The organism is Pseudomonas sp. MF6396, assembly GCF_002018915.1.
GTDB lineage: Bacteria > Pseudomonadota > Gammaproteobacteria > Pseudomonadales > Pseudomonadaceae > Aquipseudomonas > Aquipseudomonas palmensis.
Genome location: NZ_MVOK01000001.1, coordinates 279,006 through 294,207, shown reverse-complemented (window position 1 = coordinate 294,207; position 15,202 = coordinate 279,006). Strand labels below are relative to the sequence as shown.

Annotated in this window: 14 protein-coding genes and 1 pseudogene; 9 read left to right on the top strand and 6 right to left on the bottom strand. The window is 63.0% G+C overall.

Annotated features, from left to right (window positions below):
• Nucleotides 1-94 precede the first annotated feature (94 nt).
• Nucleotides 95-970, bottom strand: coding sequence for a pca regulon transcriptional regulator PcaR (gene pcaR, locus MF6396_RS01460; RefSeq protein WP_173925037.1), 876 nt, complete (start codon nucleotides 968-970; stop codon nucleotides 95-97).
• A gap of 343 nt (nucleotides 971-1,313) precedes the next feature.
• Here pcaR and MF6396_RS01455 point away from each other — a divergent pair, with 343 nt between their 5' ends.
• The 3 genes from MF6396_RS01455 to MF6396_RS01445 all read left to right on the top strand — a co-directional run bounded on the left by MF6396_RS01455 (nucleotide 1,314) and on the right by MF6396_RS01445 (nucleotide 4,647).
• The gene (locus MF6396_RS01455) at nucleotides 1,314-1,514 is read left to right on the top strand and encodes a hypothetical protein (RefSeq protein WP_078479545.1); all 201 of its coding nucleotides are present in this window, start codon (nucleotides 1,314-1,316) and stop codon (nucleotides 1,512-1,514) included.
• A 327-nt stretch (nucleotides 1,515-1,841) separates the two neighbouring features.
• Nucleotides 1,842-3,314, top strand: a complete 1,473-nt coding sequence (locus MF6396_RS01450; protein WP_043862134.1) for an inorganic phosphate transporter — start codon at nucleotides 1,842-1,844, stop codon at nucleotides 3,312-3,314.
• Nucleotides 3,315-3,459: 145 nt separating this feature from the next.
• Nucleotides 3,460-4,647, top strand: coding sequence for a Kelch repeat-containing protein (locus MF6396_RS01445; protein ID WP_161493021.1), 1,188 nt, complete (start codon nucleotides 3,460-3,462; stop codon nucleotides 4,645-4,647).
• Here the strand turns inward: MF6396_RS01445 and MF6396_RS01440 are convergent.
• Nucleotides 4,618-6,090, bottom strand: a complete 1,473-nt coding sequence (locus tag MF6396_RS01440; protein WP_078479543.1) for a helicase HerA-like domain-containing protein — start codon at nucleotides 6,088-6,090, stop codon at nucleotides 4,618-4,620. The two genes, MF6396_RS01445 and MF6396_RS01440, sit on opposite strands and share 30 nt — an antisense overlap.
• 169 nt (nucleotides 6,091-6,259) lie before the next feature.
• On the opposite strand from MF6396_RS01440, the pseudogene MF6396_RS29360 reads away from it, so the two are divergent.
• The 5 genes and pseudogenes from MF6396_RS29360 to MF6396_RS01420 form a co-directional block, all read left to right on the top strand.
• A pseudogene (locus MF6396_RS29360) lies at nucleotides 6,260-7,276 on the top strand (cache domain-containing protein); the annotation flags it as partial.
• A 93-nt stretch (nucleotides 7,277-7,369) separates the two neighbouring features.
• A complete protein-coding gene (locus tag MF6396_RS29355; RefSeq protein WP_370409115.1) occupies nucleotides 7,370-8,134 on the top strand; it encodes a methyl-accepting chemotaxis protein in 765 nt (254 codons plus the stop codon).
• A 135-nt stretch (nucleotides 8,135-8,269) separates the two neighbouring features.
• Nucleotides 8,270-9,394, top strand: a complete 1,125-nt coding sequence (locus MF6396_RS01430; protein ID WP_054914809.1) for a glycosyltransferase family 4 protein — start codon at nucleotides 8,270-8,272, stop codon at nucleotides 9,392-9,394.
• Entirely contained in the window at nucleotides 9,387-10,160 is a 774-nt protein-coding gene (locus tag MF6396_RS01425; protein WP_078479542.1) for a DUF2334 domain-containing protein, read from the top strand. The genes MF6396_RS01430 and MF6396_RS01425 overlap by 8 nt, the downstream gene beginning before the upstream one ends.
• A complete protein-coding gene (locus tag MF6396_RS01420; RefSeq protein WP_078479541.1) occupies nucleotides 10,157-11,149 on the top strand; it encodes a lysylphosphatidylglycerol synthase transmembrane domain-containing protein in 993 nt (330 codons plus the stop codon). Before MF6396_RS01425 ends, MF6396_RS01420 begins: the two co-directional genes overlap by 4 nt.
• Nucleotides 11,150-11,199: 50 nt before the next feature.
• Here the strand turns inward: MF6396_RS01420 and purU are convergent, their stop codons facing one another.
• Nucleotides 11,200-12,048, bottom strand: a complete 849-nt coding sequence (purU, locus tag MF6396_RS01415; protein WP_043862127.1) for a formyltetrahydrofolate deformylase — start codon at nucleotides 12,046-12,048, stop codon at nucleotides 11,200-11,202.
• 300 nt (nucleotides 12,049-12,348) lie between these two features.
• Between purU and mvaT the strand changes: the two genes are divergently transcribed.
• Nucleotides 12,349-12,726 (top strand): histone-like nucleoid-structuring protein MvaT, encoded by a 378-nt coding sequence (mvaT, locus tag MF6396_RS01410; RefSeq protein ID WP_043862126.1) that lies wholly within the window; start codon nucleotides 12,349-12,351, stop codon nucleotides 12,724-12,726.
• A 72-nt stretch (nucleotides 12,727-12,798) separates the two neighbouring features.
• Here mvaT and sbcB read toward each other — a convergent pair whose 3' ends face one another.
• The 3 genes from sbcB to MF6396_RS01395 all read right to left on the bottom strand — a co-directional run bounded on the left by sbcB (nucleotide 12,799) and on the right by MF6396_RS01395 (nucleotide 15,177).
• Nucleotides 12,799-14,232, bottom strand: a complete 1,434-nt coding sequence (gene sbcB, locus MF6396_RS01405) for an exodeoxyribonuclease I (protein ID WP_043862125.1) — start codon at nucleotides 14,230-14,232, stop codon at nucleotides 12,799-12,801.
• 38 nt (nucleotides 14,233-14,270) lie between these two features.
• Complete coding sequence (locus tag MF6396_RS01400; protein ID WP_043862124.1) at nucleotides 14,271-14,630, bottom strand: PilZ domain-containing protein; 360 nt, start codon at nucleotides 14,628-14,630, stop codon at nucleotides 14,271-14,273.
• Between the two features lie 157 nt (nucleotides 14,631-14,787).
• Nucleotides 14,788-15,177 carry a tetratricopeptide repeat protein gene (locus tag MF6396_RS01395; RefSeq protein WP_043862123.1) on the bottom strand — a complete coding sequence of 130 codons (390 nt, stop codon included), beginning with the start codon at nucleotides 15,175-15,177 and terminating at the stop codon, nucleotides 14,788-14,790.
• Nucleotides 15,178-15,202: the final 25 nt, after the last annotated feature.

The following is a 15,202-nucleotide window of genomic DNA, read 5'->3' as shown; positions in this document are numbered from 1 at the left end:
ACTTGATGCGAGGGACATTAATAAGGCGCGCGACGCGGCGCAATTCGATAAACGCAAGACTGTGCGTTTATCGAACAGGAACCGCTCGACGCATTCAACTGAACAGCTGGGTACTAAGGTCGCGGCTGGCCGCCACCATGATCGGCAGGAACTTCTGTTCCAGCTCGCTGCGACTCACCCGCCCGGCGTGGGTGCTGATGTTCAGCGCCGCCAGCACCTGGCCGGAGGCGTCGTACACCGGCACCGCGATCGAACGCAGGCCCTGCTCCAGCTCCTGGTCGACCACGCACCAGCCCTGCTCGCGCACCTGCTGGAGGATTTCCAGCAAGGCTGCCGGGTCGTGCACGGTACGGCTGGTCTTGGCCTGCAGGTCGGCGTGCTCCAGGTATTCGTGCAGGGTGGCGTCGTCCAGCGCCGCCAGCAGGATGCGCCCCATCGAGGTGCAATAGGCCGGCAGGCGCCCGCCCACCGACAGGTCCACCGAAATAAGGCGCTGCACCGTCGCCGAGCGGGCGATGTAGAGAATGTCGTCACCTTCGAGGGTGGCCATGTTGCAGGCCTCGTGCAGCTGGTCGCTCATGCGGTCCAGGTACGGCTGCGCCGATACCGCCAATGGCGTCGAGGACAGGTAGGCATGACCCAGGGTCAGCACCTTGGGCAGCAATGAATAGGTGCGCCCGTCGGTGGTGGCATAGCCGAGCTTGATCAGCGTGTGCAGGCAACGGCGAACCGCCGCCCGCGGGATCTCGGTGCGGTGGCTGATCTGGGCGATGGTCAGGTGCCGCTTGCGCTCCTGGAACGCCTGCACCACCGCCAGGCCCCGCGCCAGCGACGTCATGAAATCCGGGTCGCCGGTGAACGCCTGGATGCGCTTGGCCGGCGAGGCCACGATGGGCGGCGCCAACGAAGCGAAAGAGCTGCGCACGTTGTCGTTCAGGCCTGGGCCCTTGCCCCCTGTTTCTTCACTCATGACTCACCTCGGCAAACTTCACTTGGGCGATTATCGAACCATCGGCCGATAATCGCAATTGACCGATGCCTACAATTGCTTATACCTTTCGCCTGCCACATGTGGCTTCTTGGAGAGACTGGTCAGGTACCCACCGTAGAAGTCCCAGGCACGGCCTTGCCCACCAGCAAGGCCGTTTTTGCTTCTGCCGGGCTGACAGGCCCCGACAGAAGGTGTAAAACAGCCATTCAACTGCAATCACCCTCGTCTTATATAGACGCTCGACACAATGGCCTGCGCCGCTGTCGTCGGGTTCAACGTGCTTGTGTTGAAATCGGCATCAACTCCAACTTCAGGAAACACTGTGACGAAAGATGAACTGCGCGCTGAACTCGAGCGCCAGGAACAACGTTACAAGGACGTTTATGGCGGAGAAGTCACCACATACGCCGCCCAACCAGACCCCGAACGCAAACCCTGGCGCAAACGTGCCAGCCTGCTGGACCAGGCATTTGCCGTGGAACTGCAAAAGATCCAAAAGGAGCTCAGCCCACAGGAGCCCTGACCCTCGGACAAAGCGCCCGCCCCTGGGCACGGCACCGGCACGAAGACGGTGCCTTGGGCGACCCTTGCGGCGTCGAAGATGAAACCGTTACGTAATCTCACAAATTTAATACGGTCGTTTGAATTATTCAGCCGTGGAAAACATCGGTTTTTTCTTGACCGTTCGCGTTATTTTTTCTGATTTTTGCCGATCTTTCTCGATTACCCTCCCCTCCTGCAGTGCCCTGCCCCCCCGCAAAAGCGCCCCGACCGGTCAGCACCTAGTGCATCGATTACCCAGGATTTCTGGCATAATCGCGCCCCCTTATGACCGGGTCAGAATTCCTTCATGATCGATTTATTCAGCGGACTTGATGCCTGGGTACTGGTGAGCCTGTTGCTCGCCTTGACCTTCGTGCTCGCCTTCGAGTTCATCAATGGCTTTCATGACACCGCCAATGCGGTAGCGACTGTCATCTATACCAAAGCCATGCCGCCGCACCTGGCCGTGTTCTTTTCCGGCGTGTTCAATTTCCTTGGCGTCCTGCTGGGCGGAGTCGGGGTGGCATATGCCATCGTGCACCTGCTGCCGGTGGAGCTGCTGATCAATGTGAACACCGGGCATGGCCTGGCCATGGTCTTCTCGCTGCTGGCCGCGGCCATCGCGTGGAACCTGGGTACCTGGTACTTCGGCATCCCGGCGTCCAGCTCGCACACCCTGATCGGCTCAATCCTGGGCGTGGGCCTGGCCAACGCGCTGCTCAACGACATTCCACTGGGTGACGGGGTCAACTGGCAGAAGGCAATCGACATCGGCATGTCGCTGGTGCTCTCGCCCATGGCCGGCTTTGCCGTGGCCGCGCTGGTGCTGATCGGCCTGAAGTGGTGGCGCCCGCTGTCGAAGATGCACAAGACGCCTGAACAGCGCCGCAAGCTCGACGACAAGAAGCACCCGCCGTTCTGGAACCGCCTGGTACTGGTCATTTCGGCCATGGCCGTCAGCTTCGTGCACGGTTCCAACGATGGTCAGAAAGGTATCGGCCTGATCATGCTGGTGCTGATCGGCATCGTGCCGGCGCAGTTCGTGCTGGACCTGAACAGCACCACCTACCAGATCGAGCGTACCCGTGACGCGACCCTGCACCTGAGCCAGTTCTACCAGCGCAACAGCGAAACCCTGGGCGAATTCCTGGCACTGGGCAAGGCCAAGGCCGGTGACCTGCCGGAGCAGTTCAGCTGCAATCCACAACAGACCGAGCCGACCATCACCGCGCTGCAGCAGTCGCTCAACGGCGTGGCGGACTACCATTCGCTGACTGCCGAGAAGCGCGTGGAAGTGCGGCGTTACCTGCTGTGCCTGGATGACACGGCGAAAAAGGTCAGCAAGTTGCCAGGCCTGGAAGCACGTGAAAAGGCCGACCTGGACAAATTGCGTCGTGACCTGACCGCGACCACCGAGTACGCGCCGTTCTGGGTGATCCTGGCGGTGGCCCTGGCCCTGGGCCTGGGGACCATGGTGGGCTGGAAGCGTGTGGTACTGACCATTGGCGAGAAGATCGGCAAGCAGGGCATGACCTATGCCCAGGGCATGTCGGCGCAGATCACCGCAGCCTGCGCGATTGGCGCGGCCAACATCTTCAGCCTGCCGGTGTCGACCACCCACGTGCTGTCGTCGGGTGTGGCCGGGACCATGGTGGCGAACAAGAGCGGCCTGCAAGGCGGCACCGTGCGCACCATTCTGCTGGCCTGGGTGCTGACCCTGCCGGCGACCATCGCCTTGTCGGCGGGGTTGTTCTGGTTGGCGTCCAAAGCCATCGGTTGAAATAACGCAGTACCGCAGAAGGGTCAGCCATTCATTTGGCTGGCCCTTTTTTCATGGCCCTGCGCAAACGCACTGTCATTTATGTCAGTAGACGATGGGCCACCTGCAGCGCACCCTCCTTTTCACGCCGACAAGGAGAATGCACATGTCGAAGGACGGCCATATCCACGCTTGCGCTGGCGCCATGCACATCGCCCGGGCCCTGCACAGCGCCATGCGTTTGCCCAATGGCGATGTGCTGGTTGCCGGCGGCATCACCAATGGCGGGCATGCCACCGACAGCGTGGAACGCTTCAGCCTTGACCAGCGCGAATGGAAGCAACAACCTCCCAAGCAGAAGGCGGCATTCTCGCAACTCACGGTCACTCTCGACGACGGGTCCTTTCTGTTGGTCGGCGGCTCGCAAACCGGAGAAGCCAGCGACCACGTCGAGCGTTTCGACCCCATCCGCTCACGCTGGACAACGCTGCGCAGCCTCCAGGTTGCCCGCTTCAGCCACACCGCTACGTCATTGTGGGGCGGCACGAACAAGGTGCTTGTCATCGGCGGCAACCACCTCAAGGGCGATACCGGTAAAGTGCTCGACATCGTCGAGCTGTACGACGTCGCCAGCGACGAGTGGCATCAGCTCGGTGAGCGCAGTCAGGCACGCATGAACCACAGCGCCACGTTGCTCGATTCCGGCAAGGTGCTGATTATCGGCGGCTATGCCCCCGACCAGGCACTGGCCCACTGCGAACTCTTCGACCCGCAGACCGGGCGGTTCAAGCCGATCACGCCACTGCCTGCCCCCCGCATGCAACATACGGCCACGCTGCTGAACAATGGCCAGGTGATGGTGGCGGGTGGCACCTGCATGCCGTTTGGTGAAAATGCACTGGAATCGTTTTTGTACGATCCGCTAGCCGATACCTGGCGAAGTGGCCCGCCCATGCAGCGTGGACACCAGGGGCACACCGCCACGTTGCTGCCCGATGGTCGGCTGCTGGTGGCCGGCCATACCAGACTGCCCTACCGCCCCAGCACCGAGCTGTACGACCCACGCCAGGATGCATGGGTGCTGGGCAGCGAGCTGAACGAACCGCGTTTCTCCCACAGCGCCACGTTGCTGCCCGACGGTCAGGGCGTGCTGCTGTGCGCAGGCCAACTGCTCACACCCGACACGGCCTATACACGAAGCTGCGAGCACTGCTGCGGCCCCTTGGCACAACCTGCCGAGCCTGCGCAGGGTACCGGCTCGGTGCCTTCGGGCCCGCTTGAGAACTTGCCGGCGAACCGGCAACTCCACTGCCTCGACGCCTTGTCAGCGGCGCTTGCTGCCCCCCAGCAGTGAGCCCATCAAGCCCCGCACCAGTTGCCGTCCGAACTGATTGGCCGCCTGGCGCACCGCCGACTTGATCGCCTGCCCCGCCGCGCTCTGCAAGAACTCCCCGGCCTTGTCGGCCAGGCTTTCCTCAGCCGGCGCCTGCTGCGCCGATGGCACCTGCCCCTTGCGCGCCATCAATATCTCGTACGCCGACTCCCGATCGATCGGCTTGTCATAGCGCCCCTGCAACGGCGACGCCGCAATCAGCGCCGCCCGCTCGGCCTCGCTCAACGGCCCGATGCGCGATTGCGGCGGCGCGATCAGTACCCGCTCGACCATGCCCGGCGTGCCCTTGTCCTGCAGGGTGCCCACCAACGCCTCGCCAATGCCAAGCTCGGTCAGCACCGCCAGGGTGTCGAACGCCGGGTTCGGCCGAAACCCATCGGCCACCGCCCGCAGCGACTTCTGCTCCTTGGCCGTGAACGCACGCAAGCCATGCTGGATACGCAGGCCGAGCTGGGCGAGCACATCGTCCGGCAGGTCGCCCGGCGACTGAGTCACGAAATACACCCCCACCCCCTTGGAACGAATCAACCGCACCACCTGTTCCAGACGATCCTGCAAGGCCTTGGGCGTGCCGCTGAACAACAGGTGAGCCTCATCGAAAAACAGCGCCAGCAGAGGCTTGTCCGCATCGCCACGCTCGGGCAACTGCTCGAACAGCTCCGCCAGCAACCACAGCAGGAAGGTCGCATACACCTTCGGCGCCTCGTGCACCAGGCGGCTGGCATCGAGCAGGTGGATGCGCCCGCGCCCGTCGGCAGCAGGCTGCAGCAGGTCTGGCAACTGCAACGCCGGCTCACCGAACAGAGCCTCGGCCCCTTGCTGCTCCAGGGTCGCCAGGCGCCGCAACAGGGCCTGGCTGGAACCGCTGGTCATCAGCGCACTGTCTTCGCCGAGCACCTGCGGGTTGTCCTTGAGGTGGCCGAGCAGCGCCTTGAGGTCCTTGGTGTCCAGCAGCAACAGGCCCTCGCGATCGGCCACCTTGAACGCCGCATACAGCGCCGCCTGCTGGCTGTCGTTGAGTTCGAGCAGGTTGCCCAGCAGCAACGGGCCCATTTCGCTCAAGGTCGTGCGCAACGGGTGCCCGGACTTGCCGTGCACATCCCACAGGGTCACCGGATACGCCTGCGGCCGATGCTCGAGCCAGGGCATGCCGGCAATCCGCTCGGCCACCTTGCCCTGCGGGCTGCCCACCGCACCCAGGCCGCACAGGTCGCCTTTGACGTCGGCAGCGAACACCGCCACGCCGGCATCGCTGAAGGCCTCGGCCAGGTGCTGCAAGGTCACGGTCTTGCCGGTGCCGGTGGCCCCGGCAACCAGTCCGTGACGGTTGGCCAGGCGCATGGCCTGGCACACCGGCTGCCCCGCCAGGTCCGCACCGAGAATGAACTGCAAAGAGTCAGGCATGTTTTTTCACCCTCTGTTCAAGCTTTAGTAGTACTCGGCCGATACCAAGTGTTGATGTTTCACCCAGAAAGTCAGGAAAAGCCCGACAAGGACATGGGAACTGCACTGCTTTCAAGATGCCTTTGTGCGAATGACCCGGATATAAAGACCTTAGCGGACCCAATACGCCATGAATAAAAGCTTCCGTTTCAGCCATAAGATCTTGCTGGCTGCTTCCCTGATCGTCCTTGTGGCCTTCACCCTCTTTACTCTCTACAACGATTACCTGCAGCGTAATGCGATTCACGAAGATCTGGAAAACTATGTCGGCGAAATGGGCGATGCCGCCTCGACCAACATCAAGAACCTCTTCGAAGGACGCCTGCTGCTGGTAGAGAACCTGGCACAGAACATCGCGGCAGCTCCCGGCAACCTCGATTCGCTGCTGGACCAGAAGGTGCTGGCGTCGAGCTTCATCACGGTGTACATGGGCAAGACCGACGGCGGCTTCACCGTGCGCCCGGTGATCCAGATGCCTGACGGCTACGATCCGCGCATCCGCGACTGGTACAAGGACAGCATGGCGGCCAACGGCCCGACCCTGACCGAACCCTACCTGGACATCAGTACCGGCAAGATGGTGATCGGCATGAACGCCACAGTGTCGCGCGAGCTGGGCGTGGTCGGTGGCGACATGGAGCTGGACGCCCTGGTCAAGATCATCAACTCCCTGAATTTCGGCGGCATGGGCTACGCGTTTCTGGTGAACGACCAAGGCAAGATCCTGGTGCACCCGGACAAGGACCTGGTGATGAAGTCGCTGTCGGACCTGTACCCGAACAACACCCCGCGCCTGACCAAGGAACTGACCGAGGTCGAGAACAACGGCCAGACCCGTATTCTCAGTTTCGCACCGGTCAAAGGCCTGCCATCGGCCAACTGGCACATCGGTCTCTCGATCGATAAAGAAAAAGCCTACGCGATGCTGAGCAAGTTCCGCACCTCGGCGGTGATCGTCACCGTGATTGCGGTGGCCATCATCATCGCCCTGCTCGGCATGCTCATCCGCGTGCTGCTGCAACCGCTGCACATCATGACCCGCGCCATGGAAGACATCGCCCAGGGCGAAGGCGACCTGACCAAGCGTCTGAGCATCCACAGCAACGACGAATTCGGCACCCTGGGCCGCGCCTTCAACCACTTCGTCGAGCGTATCCACAGCTCGATCCGCGAAGTGTCCTCGGCCACCCAGCAGGTCAACGAAGTGGCACTGCGCGTGGTCAGCGCCTCCAACTCCTCGATGGTCAACTCCGACGAGCAGGCCAACCGCACCAACAGCGTGGCCGCCGCCATCAACGAGCTGGGCGCCGCTGCCCAGGAAATCGCCCATAACGCCGCGCAAGCCTCGCAGCAGGCCAGCTCTGCACGCCACCTGGCCGAAGAGGGCCAGCAGGTGGTAGACCGCAGCATCCAGGCAATGAACCGTCTGTCGGACCTTATCTCCACCTCCAGCTCGCACATCGAGACGCTCAACAGCAAGACCGTGAACATCGGTCAGATCCTCGAAGTGATCACCAGCATCTCGCAACAGACCAACCTGCTGGCCCTCAACGCGGCCATCGAGGCGGCCCGTGCCGGTGAAGCCGGGCGCGGGTTTGCCGTGGTGGCCGATGAAGTGCGCAACCTGGCACACCGTACCCAGGAGTCGGCACAACAGGTGCAGAGCATGATCGAAGAGCTGCAGGTCGGCGCCCGCGAGTCGGTCGACACAATGAGCCAGAGCCAGCGCCACAGCCAGGACAGCGTCTCGATCGCCAACCAGGCCGGCGAACGCCTGGGCAGCGTGACCCTGCGTATCGGCGAGATCGACGGCATGAACCAGTCGGTGGCCACCGCCACCGAAGAGCAGACCTCGGTGGTCGAGTCGATCAACATGGACATCAACGAAATCAACATGCTCAACCAGGAAGGCGTGGAGAACCTGCAGGCCACCCTGCGTGCCTGTTCCGACCTGGAACAGCAGGCCGGCCGCCTCAAGCACCTGGTCGGTACCTTCCGCATCTGACCGCGCGCGCCCGGCGGCTTGCTCGCCGGGCGCGCAACATGATCGAACAAACTATCCTTCACTGAGGTCCACCCTAGGGCGCGTCATCCACCGCATATCCATGCGCGATGACAACCTGAAGACGGTCTCGGAGGGATGCTGATCGTGCACATCGCTGACATCACCATGTTCTACGCCCCCGCCAGTGGCGGTGTGCGTACCTATCTTGATGCCAAACACCGCCGCCTGGGCCTGAACCCCGGCGTTCGCCACAGCCTGCTGATCCCCGGCGCCAGCGCCAGCCATGCCAATGGCATCTATCAGGTGCCTGCCCCCGCCCTGCCCTTCGGCAACGGCTACCGCTTCCCGCTGCGTCTGGCGCCCTGGCGCAACGTACTGCACGACCTGCAACCGGACCTGATCGAAGTGGGCGACCCCTACCTCACCGCCTGGGCCGCGCTCGATGCACGGCGCCAGCTCGATGTGCCGGTGATCGGGTTCTACCATTCCGACCTGCCGCTACTGGTCGGCAACCGCATGGGTCACTGGTTCACGCCCAATGTCGAAGCCTATGTCAGCAAGCTGTACGGCAACTTCGACCGGGTGCTGGCGCCCAGCCAGGTGATGGCCGACAAGCTGCGCGGGCTGGGCATCGGCAATGTGCATGTACAGCGCCTCGGGGTGGACCTGCAGACCTTCCACCCCGATCATCGCGACCCCGGCCTGCGCGCCGAACTGGGGCTGGCCGACACCACGCGCCTGCTGGTGTTCGCCGGGCGCGGCTCCCGGGAGAAGAACTTGCCCGTGCTGCTGGACTGCATGAAACGCCTGGGCAAGCACTATCACCTGCTGCTGGTGGGTTCGCACATGCCCAGCAACGTGCCGGCCAACGTCACCATCATCAACCACTTCTGCCCGGCCACCCAGGTCGCCCGCCTGTTGGCCAGTGCCGATGCGCTGCTGCACGCCGGCGACCAGGAGACCTTCGGGCTGGTGATACTCGAGGCCATGGCCAGCGGCATCCCGGTGGTGGCGGTAGCGGCCGGGGCCTTTACCGAAATCGTCGAACCGGGCTACGGCCGGCTGTGCACGCCCAACGACGGCCAGGCGATGGCCGCCGCCGTGCGCGAGCTGTTCGAGGCCGGTGCACCGCAACTGGGGCAGCAGGCACGCCGGCATGCCGAACAGCACTACGCCTGGGACACGGTGGTCGGCGGCCTGCTCGAACACTATCGGGCCGTGCTGGGCCATCACGAGCAACCGGTGCGCGCCCATGCCTGAACAGCCTGACCTGCATTACCAGCGCCCCAGCGTACTGCTGGTGCTGCACGACGTGGCCCCGGAAACCTGGCCCGACTACCAGCCCTTCGTCGAAGCCGTCGACGCCCTGGGCGACATCCCCATGACCCTGCTGGTGGTACCCGACTTCCACCGGCGCAACCCTGTGCAGCAGGCCCCGGCCTTTCGCCAGGTGCTGGAGCGGCGACTGAGCCGGGGCGACGAACTGGCCCTGCATGGCTACTACCATGCCGACGACGGTCCGCCGCCACGTTCGCCGCGCGAGTACTTCATGCGCCGCATCTATACCTGGGAGGGTGAGTTCTACGCCCTGGGCCAGGCCCAGGCGCTGCATCGCCTGAATGCCGGGATCGAGCTGTTCCAGGCCTGCGATTGGCCGCTGACCGGCTTCGTTGCCCCGGCCTGGCTGATGAGCGAAGGCACTCGCCAGGCCCTGCGCGAAACCCCGCTGCACTACACCAGCGACCCGCAGCACCTGTTCCGCCTGCCCGACTTCAGCCGCATCGACGCCCCGGGGCTGGTGTGGAGCGCCCGCAGTGCCTGGCGCCGCGGGCTGTCGAAAGTGCTCAGCGAGGCGCGCCGGGCACGCCTGCAGCAGGCGGCCACGATCCGCCTCGGGCTGCACCCGGTGGACATGCGCCATGCCTATTCGCGCCGCTACTGGCTCGACACCCTGCAGCAACTGCTGCAGCAGGGCCGTACCCCCATGACCAAGATGGCCTGGCTGGCCAGCAGGCCCGGCGCATGACTCGCCTGGGCTGGCTCACGCTGGCCCTGCTGCTGGCGCTGCTGGTACCGACGCTGCTGGGCGGCAGCGACCTGCTGCCGCGCCTGCAGCGGTTCCCGCTGGCGCTGCTGATGGGGTTGTTCGGCATGATCGTGCTGTGCTGGTGCATCAACGCCCTGCGCCTGCGTCTGCTGCTCGGCACCCAGGGGGCGGCGCTGGGGCGGGTGCGCAGCCTGGGGGTGATCATGGCCACCGAGTTCGCCATCTGCTCCACCCCCGGCGGCAGCGGCGGGCCATTGGCGCTGGTGGCCCTGCTGGCCAGGCACCGGGTGCGCCCGGCCCAGAGCAGCGCGGTGTTCGCCATGGACCAGCTCAATGACCTGGTGTTCTTCCTGTGCGCGATGTTCGGGATTGTCATCTACATGCTGTTCCACCGCTTCAGCGCAAGCATGCAGGGCATGCTGCTGGCCAGTGCGCTGATGATGTTCGCCGGCCTGCTGGCGGGGCTGGCGATACTGCGCTGGCGCCGCGGGTTGATGCGTGCGATGGGCCGGCTGCTGCGGCGATTGAAGGTGCGTGACGCCACGTGCCGACGCTGGGCGCGCAAGGTGCTGCATTTCTTTCGCGCGTTTGCCGCTACCTGGCGCCTACCCAAGCGCGTACTGGCACTGGTGTTCGGGCTCACCTGCCTGCACTGGGCGCTGCGCTACAGCGTGCTGTACCTGGTGTTGCGCGGGCTGGGGGCAGACCTGCAGTGGGTGTCGAGCTTTCTGGTGCAGATGCTCGCCCTGAGTGCCGGCCAGTTCAGCCTGTTGCCCGGCGGGGCTGGCGCGGCGGAGTTGACCTCGGCGACGCTGCTGACGCCCATGGTGGGCAAGTCGACCGCGGCAGCGGCGATTCTGATATGGCGGGTGGTGACGTACTACTTCTATCTGGTGGTGGGCGGCCCGGTGTTCGTCTGCCTGCTGGGCAAGCCGCTGCTGGAGCGGTTGCGCCTGGCACGGCGGTAGACACGCGTTGTGCCCTTCGCCAGCAAGTCTGGCGAAGGGCCGGTGCGGTCCTAGAACACCACCGTCTTGTTGCCGTGCACCAGCACGCGGTCTTCCAGGTGATAGCGCAGGCCGCGGGCCAGCACCATCTTCTCGACGTCGCGACCGAAACGCACCATGTCCTCGATGCTGTCGCTGTGGCTCACACGCACCACGTCCTGCTCGATGATCGGGCCGGCATCCAGCTCTTCGGTCACGTAGTGGCAGGTGGCGCCGATCAGCTTCACGCCACGCATCGACGCCTGGTGATACGGCTTGGCCCCCACGAACGACGGCAGGAAGCTGTGGTGAATGTTGATCACCTGCTGGGCGTATTCCTGGCACAGCTGCGGCGGCAGGATCTGCATGTAGCGCGCCAGCACCACCACGTCGGCGGCATGCTCCTTGACCAGGCGCGACACCTCGGCAAATGCCGGCTGCTTGTTCTGCGGGTCGACCGGTACGTGGTAGAACGGAATGCCGTGCCACTCGACCATGCTGCGCAGGTCATTGTGGTTGGAGATCACGCACGGGATATCGCAGTCCAGCTCGTTGCTGTGCCAGCGGTGCAGCAGGTCGGCCAGGCAATGGGACTCGCGGCTGGCCATCAGCACCACGCGTTTCTTCTGGTCGGTGTCGGTAATGCGCCACACCATCGAAAACTCTTCGGCAATCGGCGCGAACGCTTCGCGCAGCGCCTCGATGCCGAAAGGCAGGGTATCGGCACGGATTTCGTGACGCATGAAGAACCAGCCGCTCAGGTCATCGGAATGATGGCTCGCTTCGGTGATCCAGCCGTTATGGGACGCCAGAAAATTACTGACTTTGGCGACGATGCCGACACGGTCGGGGCAAGCGATCACCAGCCGATAGGTGCGCATGAGAGGGGCTCCAGAGTTCGCAAAGGCGCGTATTCTAACGACTGCCCGGAAAAACTGCAGTAGTGATTGCATACCGTGTATCACAACCTCACACCGCAGCCAGCCTGGGCTTGCACCTCGTCAAGGGCACATTAAAGTTATTTAACAATTGAAGCGGATAATTGGGAGTATCTCGTCACAATACCCTTTCAATTATGAAGGTATTCCGCAATGACGGCGGTTTAATGTTTACTTGTATTAAGTGTCTGACTATTATTGCTGCACCGCTGTCCTGCGTCCCTTCCCTCCAAGGAATACCTCATGTCCCTGATCAACGAATACCGCGCTACCGAAGAAGCCATCAAAGAACTGCAAGCCCGCCTGAAGAACCTGTCCGAAGACAACAAGCTGAAAACCGAGCTGGAGTTTGAAGCCAAACTGCGCGAGCTGATGGGCGAGTACTCCAAGTCGCTGCGCGACATTATTGCTCTGCTGGACCCTGAGGCCAAACTGAACAAGGCCCCTCGGGGCCCGGTTAAAACCACCGGCACCAAGCGTGCACGCAAGGTCAAGCAATACAAGAACCCGCACAATGGCGAAGTCATCGAAACCAAAGGTGGCAACCACAAGACACTCAAAGAGTGGAAAGCCAAGTGGGGTGGTGACGTAGTAGAAGGCTGGGCGACCCTGCTCGGTTAATCGCTGGACACTGTAACCCGGTTACAGGTCAGCCCAAAACGCCAGCATGCTGGCGTTTTTTATTGCCTGCAATTACTGAAGGGCAAACCGTTCGCGCAAGTTCATGGCATGGGCTCGCCATTGCGCCAGCAACTCGCGCTGCGTGGCATCGGCATCCAGCCAGGCGCTCTGCAATGCCTGCTCGAAGCCTTCAAGGGTATTCGGAGCGCCCATTGCCGGGTCGCTCAGGCGCTGCTGGCAGAACCCGAGCCAACGCTGGCGCTCCTGCGCATCCAAGGTCTGCGGAAAATTGCGCGCACGGTAGCGAAACAGCAACTCCGGCAATCGTGCATCGTCGAACATCCACTGACCCGTGGCTAATTGCTCGGGCTCCACGGTTCTTACTTGTTCACACAGGCGTCGGTCGCGATCACCGATAAACCCGTCATACAGCTGTTGCTCGGGGTCTTCGCTCGGGGCGAATTCCTGACTGTCATAAATAGCGCTCAACTTGTTCTGCCACACGGCCTGGGCGGCACTCAACTGCTCGGCACGCTGTTGATACAACGTCATATCCAGGCCAAGGCGTTGCTGATCTTCACCGCGCAATACACTCAAGGGCGCGACCACCGGGCAGCGATTGATCTGAATTAATTTCAACGGTACCGGCAATTGTCCCTCGGACATTTCCTCGCGTCGGGTGTACAGACGCTGACGCAACACTTCGGCATCTTCCGTCAGCAATGGGGCGATATCCTGATGCAAGTCGCACACAATCAGCGCATTGCGATTGCGTGGATGCCAGGCCAGGGGCAGCACCACGCCAAGATAATTACGTGCCGCAGAAAAGCGTCCGGAAATATGCACAAGCGGTTGCAACAAACGCACTTGATCGAGGACTTTCTGCTTGCTGCGCAACTGGAACAACCATGCATACAGCCTGGGTTGCTTCTCGCGGATCAAGCGCGCCATTGCCAACGTGGCACGCACATCCGCAAGCGCCTCGTGCGCCTGCCCGTGATCGATGCCATTGGCCGCCGTCAGCAGCTCCAGCTTCAGGCTCACCTGGCCGTCGCGCTGCGGCCACTGGATGCCATCGGGGCGCAAGGCGTAGGCAGTGCGCACCACATCGATAAGGTCCCAGCGGCTGTTGCCGCCCTGCCACTCGCGGGCATAGGGGTCGAAAAAGTTGCGATACAGGCTGTAACGCGTCACTTCGTCGTCGAAACGCAGCGAGTTGTAGCCAGCCCCGCAAGTACCCGGGCGCGCCAGCTCGGCGTGCACCCGGGTCATGAACTCGGCTTCGCACAGGCCCTGGGTGGCCAGCTGCGCCGGGGTAATGCCGGTTATCAGGCACGCCGCAGGGTGCGGCAGAATATCGTCGGCGGGTTGGCAGAAGAGGTTGACCGGCGGCTCGATCTCGTTGAGGTCCAGATCGGTGCGCACCCCTGCCACCTGCAGGGGCCGGTCGCTGCGCGGGTTGATACCGGTGGTTTCATAGTCGTGCCAGAAAATGCTGGAGCTCACGGCGTCGTCCTGAACAGAAAATCTGCCGGGAGTCTACCTCAGGCCGACGCACTCAACGGGTGGAAGCTGAAATAGTTGCGCAGCGACGACACCAGCTCGTCGTATTCGCGAGGAGCCTGCAGCAGCATGAAGCCGGAATCGTAGTGCCCCGGGTTCTCGTCTTCGTGGCACCACAGGCAGCTGGCGGTGAGGTTGATCACGTGCAGCGCACCGGCGCGCCCGGGCACCTTGAGCTGCAGTTCGAAATCGGGGCCCACCAGCAGTGGCAGGTCGCTGATCAGCATCAGGCCGTCTTCGGACACATTGCCCAGATAACCGATGGGCAACCCGGTAAACCGGTTGAAGACCTTGAGGTAATACGGGAGCAGGTGACGCTCGATTCGACGTTCGGTAAACATGATAGGAGTCGCTGTCGAAGACCCTTGAGCAGGGTCGCGCTGGATCGTTCTGGTGTACCGCATGTACCTCACAAGCCTAGCGCAACCTGACTGCCCCGTCACATTCGGACCCGCGCACTTTAGTATTAACGTCAGTATCGACGTCGTTGCGCGGCCATCAACGCCAGGGGGTGCTGCTGGCCGGACGGGCGATGGCCGGCTCGCCATTGGGGCGATAGTGGCCAAGCTGCTCGAGGGTCTGCAGGCGGGCGCGGGCACGGTAGGCGTACTCGTTGCGCGGGTACTGGGTGATGATGTACTGGTAGGTCTGCGCCGCATCCACATAGAGCTTCTGGCGCTCCAGGCACTGACCGCGCAGCATCGACGCCTCGGGGTGGATGAACGGGCGCGCACGGCTGGTGCGGTCGACCTGCGACAGCTCGAGCATGACCTGCTCGCAGTTGCCGCGATCATAGGCGCGGTAGGCATTGTTCAGGTGATGGTCCATCGACCAGCGGGTGCAACCGACGACACTGGTCGCCAGGGCTAAAACGATCAAGGCTCGCATGGGGGGTCTCCTCTACTGAGCAGTG

Coding starts and splice junctions, on each gene's coding strand:
- purU (WP_043862127.1), bottom strand. CDS start 12,048: ATGCGCACCTATCGGCTGGTGATCGCTTGCCCCGACCGTGTCGGCATC.
- MF6396_RS29355 (WP_370409115.1), top strand. CDS start 7,370: ATGGTCAACTCCGACGAGCAGGCCAACCGCACCAACAGCGTGGCCGCC.
- pcaR (WP_173925037.1), bottom strand. CDS start 970: ATGAGTGAAGAAACAGGGGGCAAGGGCCCAGGCCTGAACGACAACGTG.
- mvaT (WP_043862126.1), top strand. CDS start 12,349: ATGTCCCTGATCAACGAATACCGCGCTACCGAAGAAGCCATCAAAGAA.
- MF6396_RS01430 (WP_054914809.1), top strand. CDS start 8,270: ATGCTGATCGTGCACATCGCTGACATCACCATGTTCTACGCCCCCGCC.
- MF6396_RS01425 (WP_078479542.1), top strand. CDS start 9,387: ATGCCTGAACAGCCTGACCTGCATTACCAGCGCCCCAGCGTACTGCTG.
- MF6396_RS01400 (WP_043862124.1), bottom strand. CDS start 14,630: ATGTTTACCGAACGTCGAATCGAGCGTCACCTGCTCCCGTATTACCTC.
- MF6396_RS01445 (WP_161493021.1), top strand. CDS start 3,460: ATGTCGAAGGACGGCCATATCCACGCTTGCGCTGGCGCCATGCACATC.
- MF6396_RS01420 (WP_078479541.1), top strand. CDS start 10,157: ATGACTCGCCTGGGCTGGCTCACGCTGGCCCTGCTGCTGGCGCTGCTG.
- MF6396_RS01450 (WP_043862134.1), top strand. CDS start 1,842: ATGATCGATTTATTCAGCGGACTTGATGCCTGGGTACTGGTGAGCCTG.
- MF6396_RS01440 (WP_078479543.1), bottom strand. CDS start 6,090: ATGCCTGACTCTTTGCAGTTCATTCTCGGTGCGGACCTGGCGGGGCAG.
- MF6396_RS01395 (WP_043862123.1), bottom strand. CDS start 15,177: ATGCGAGCCTTGATCGTTTTAGCCCTGGCGACCAGTGTCGTCGGTTGC.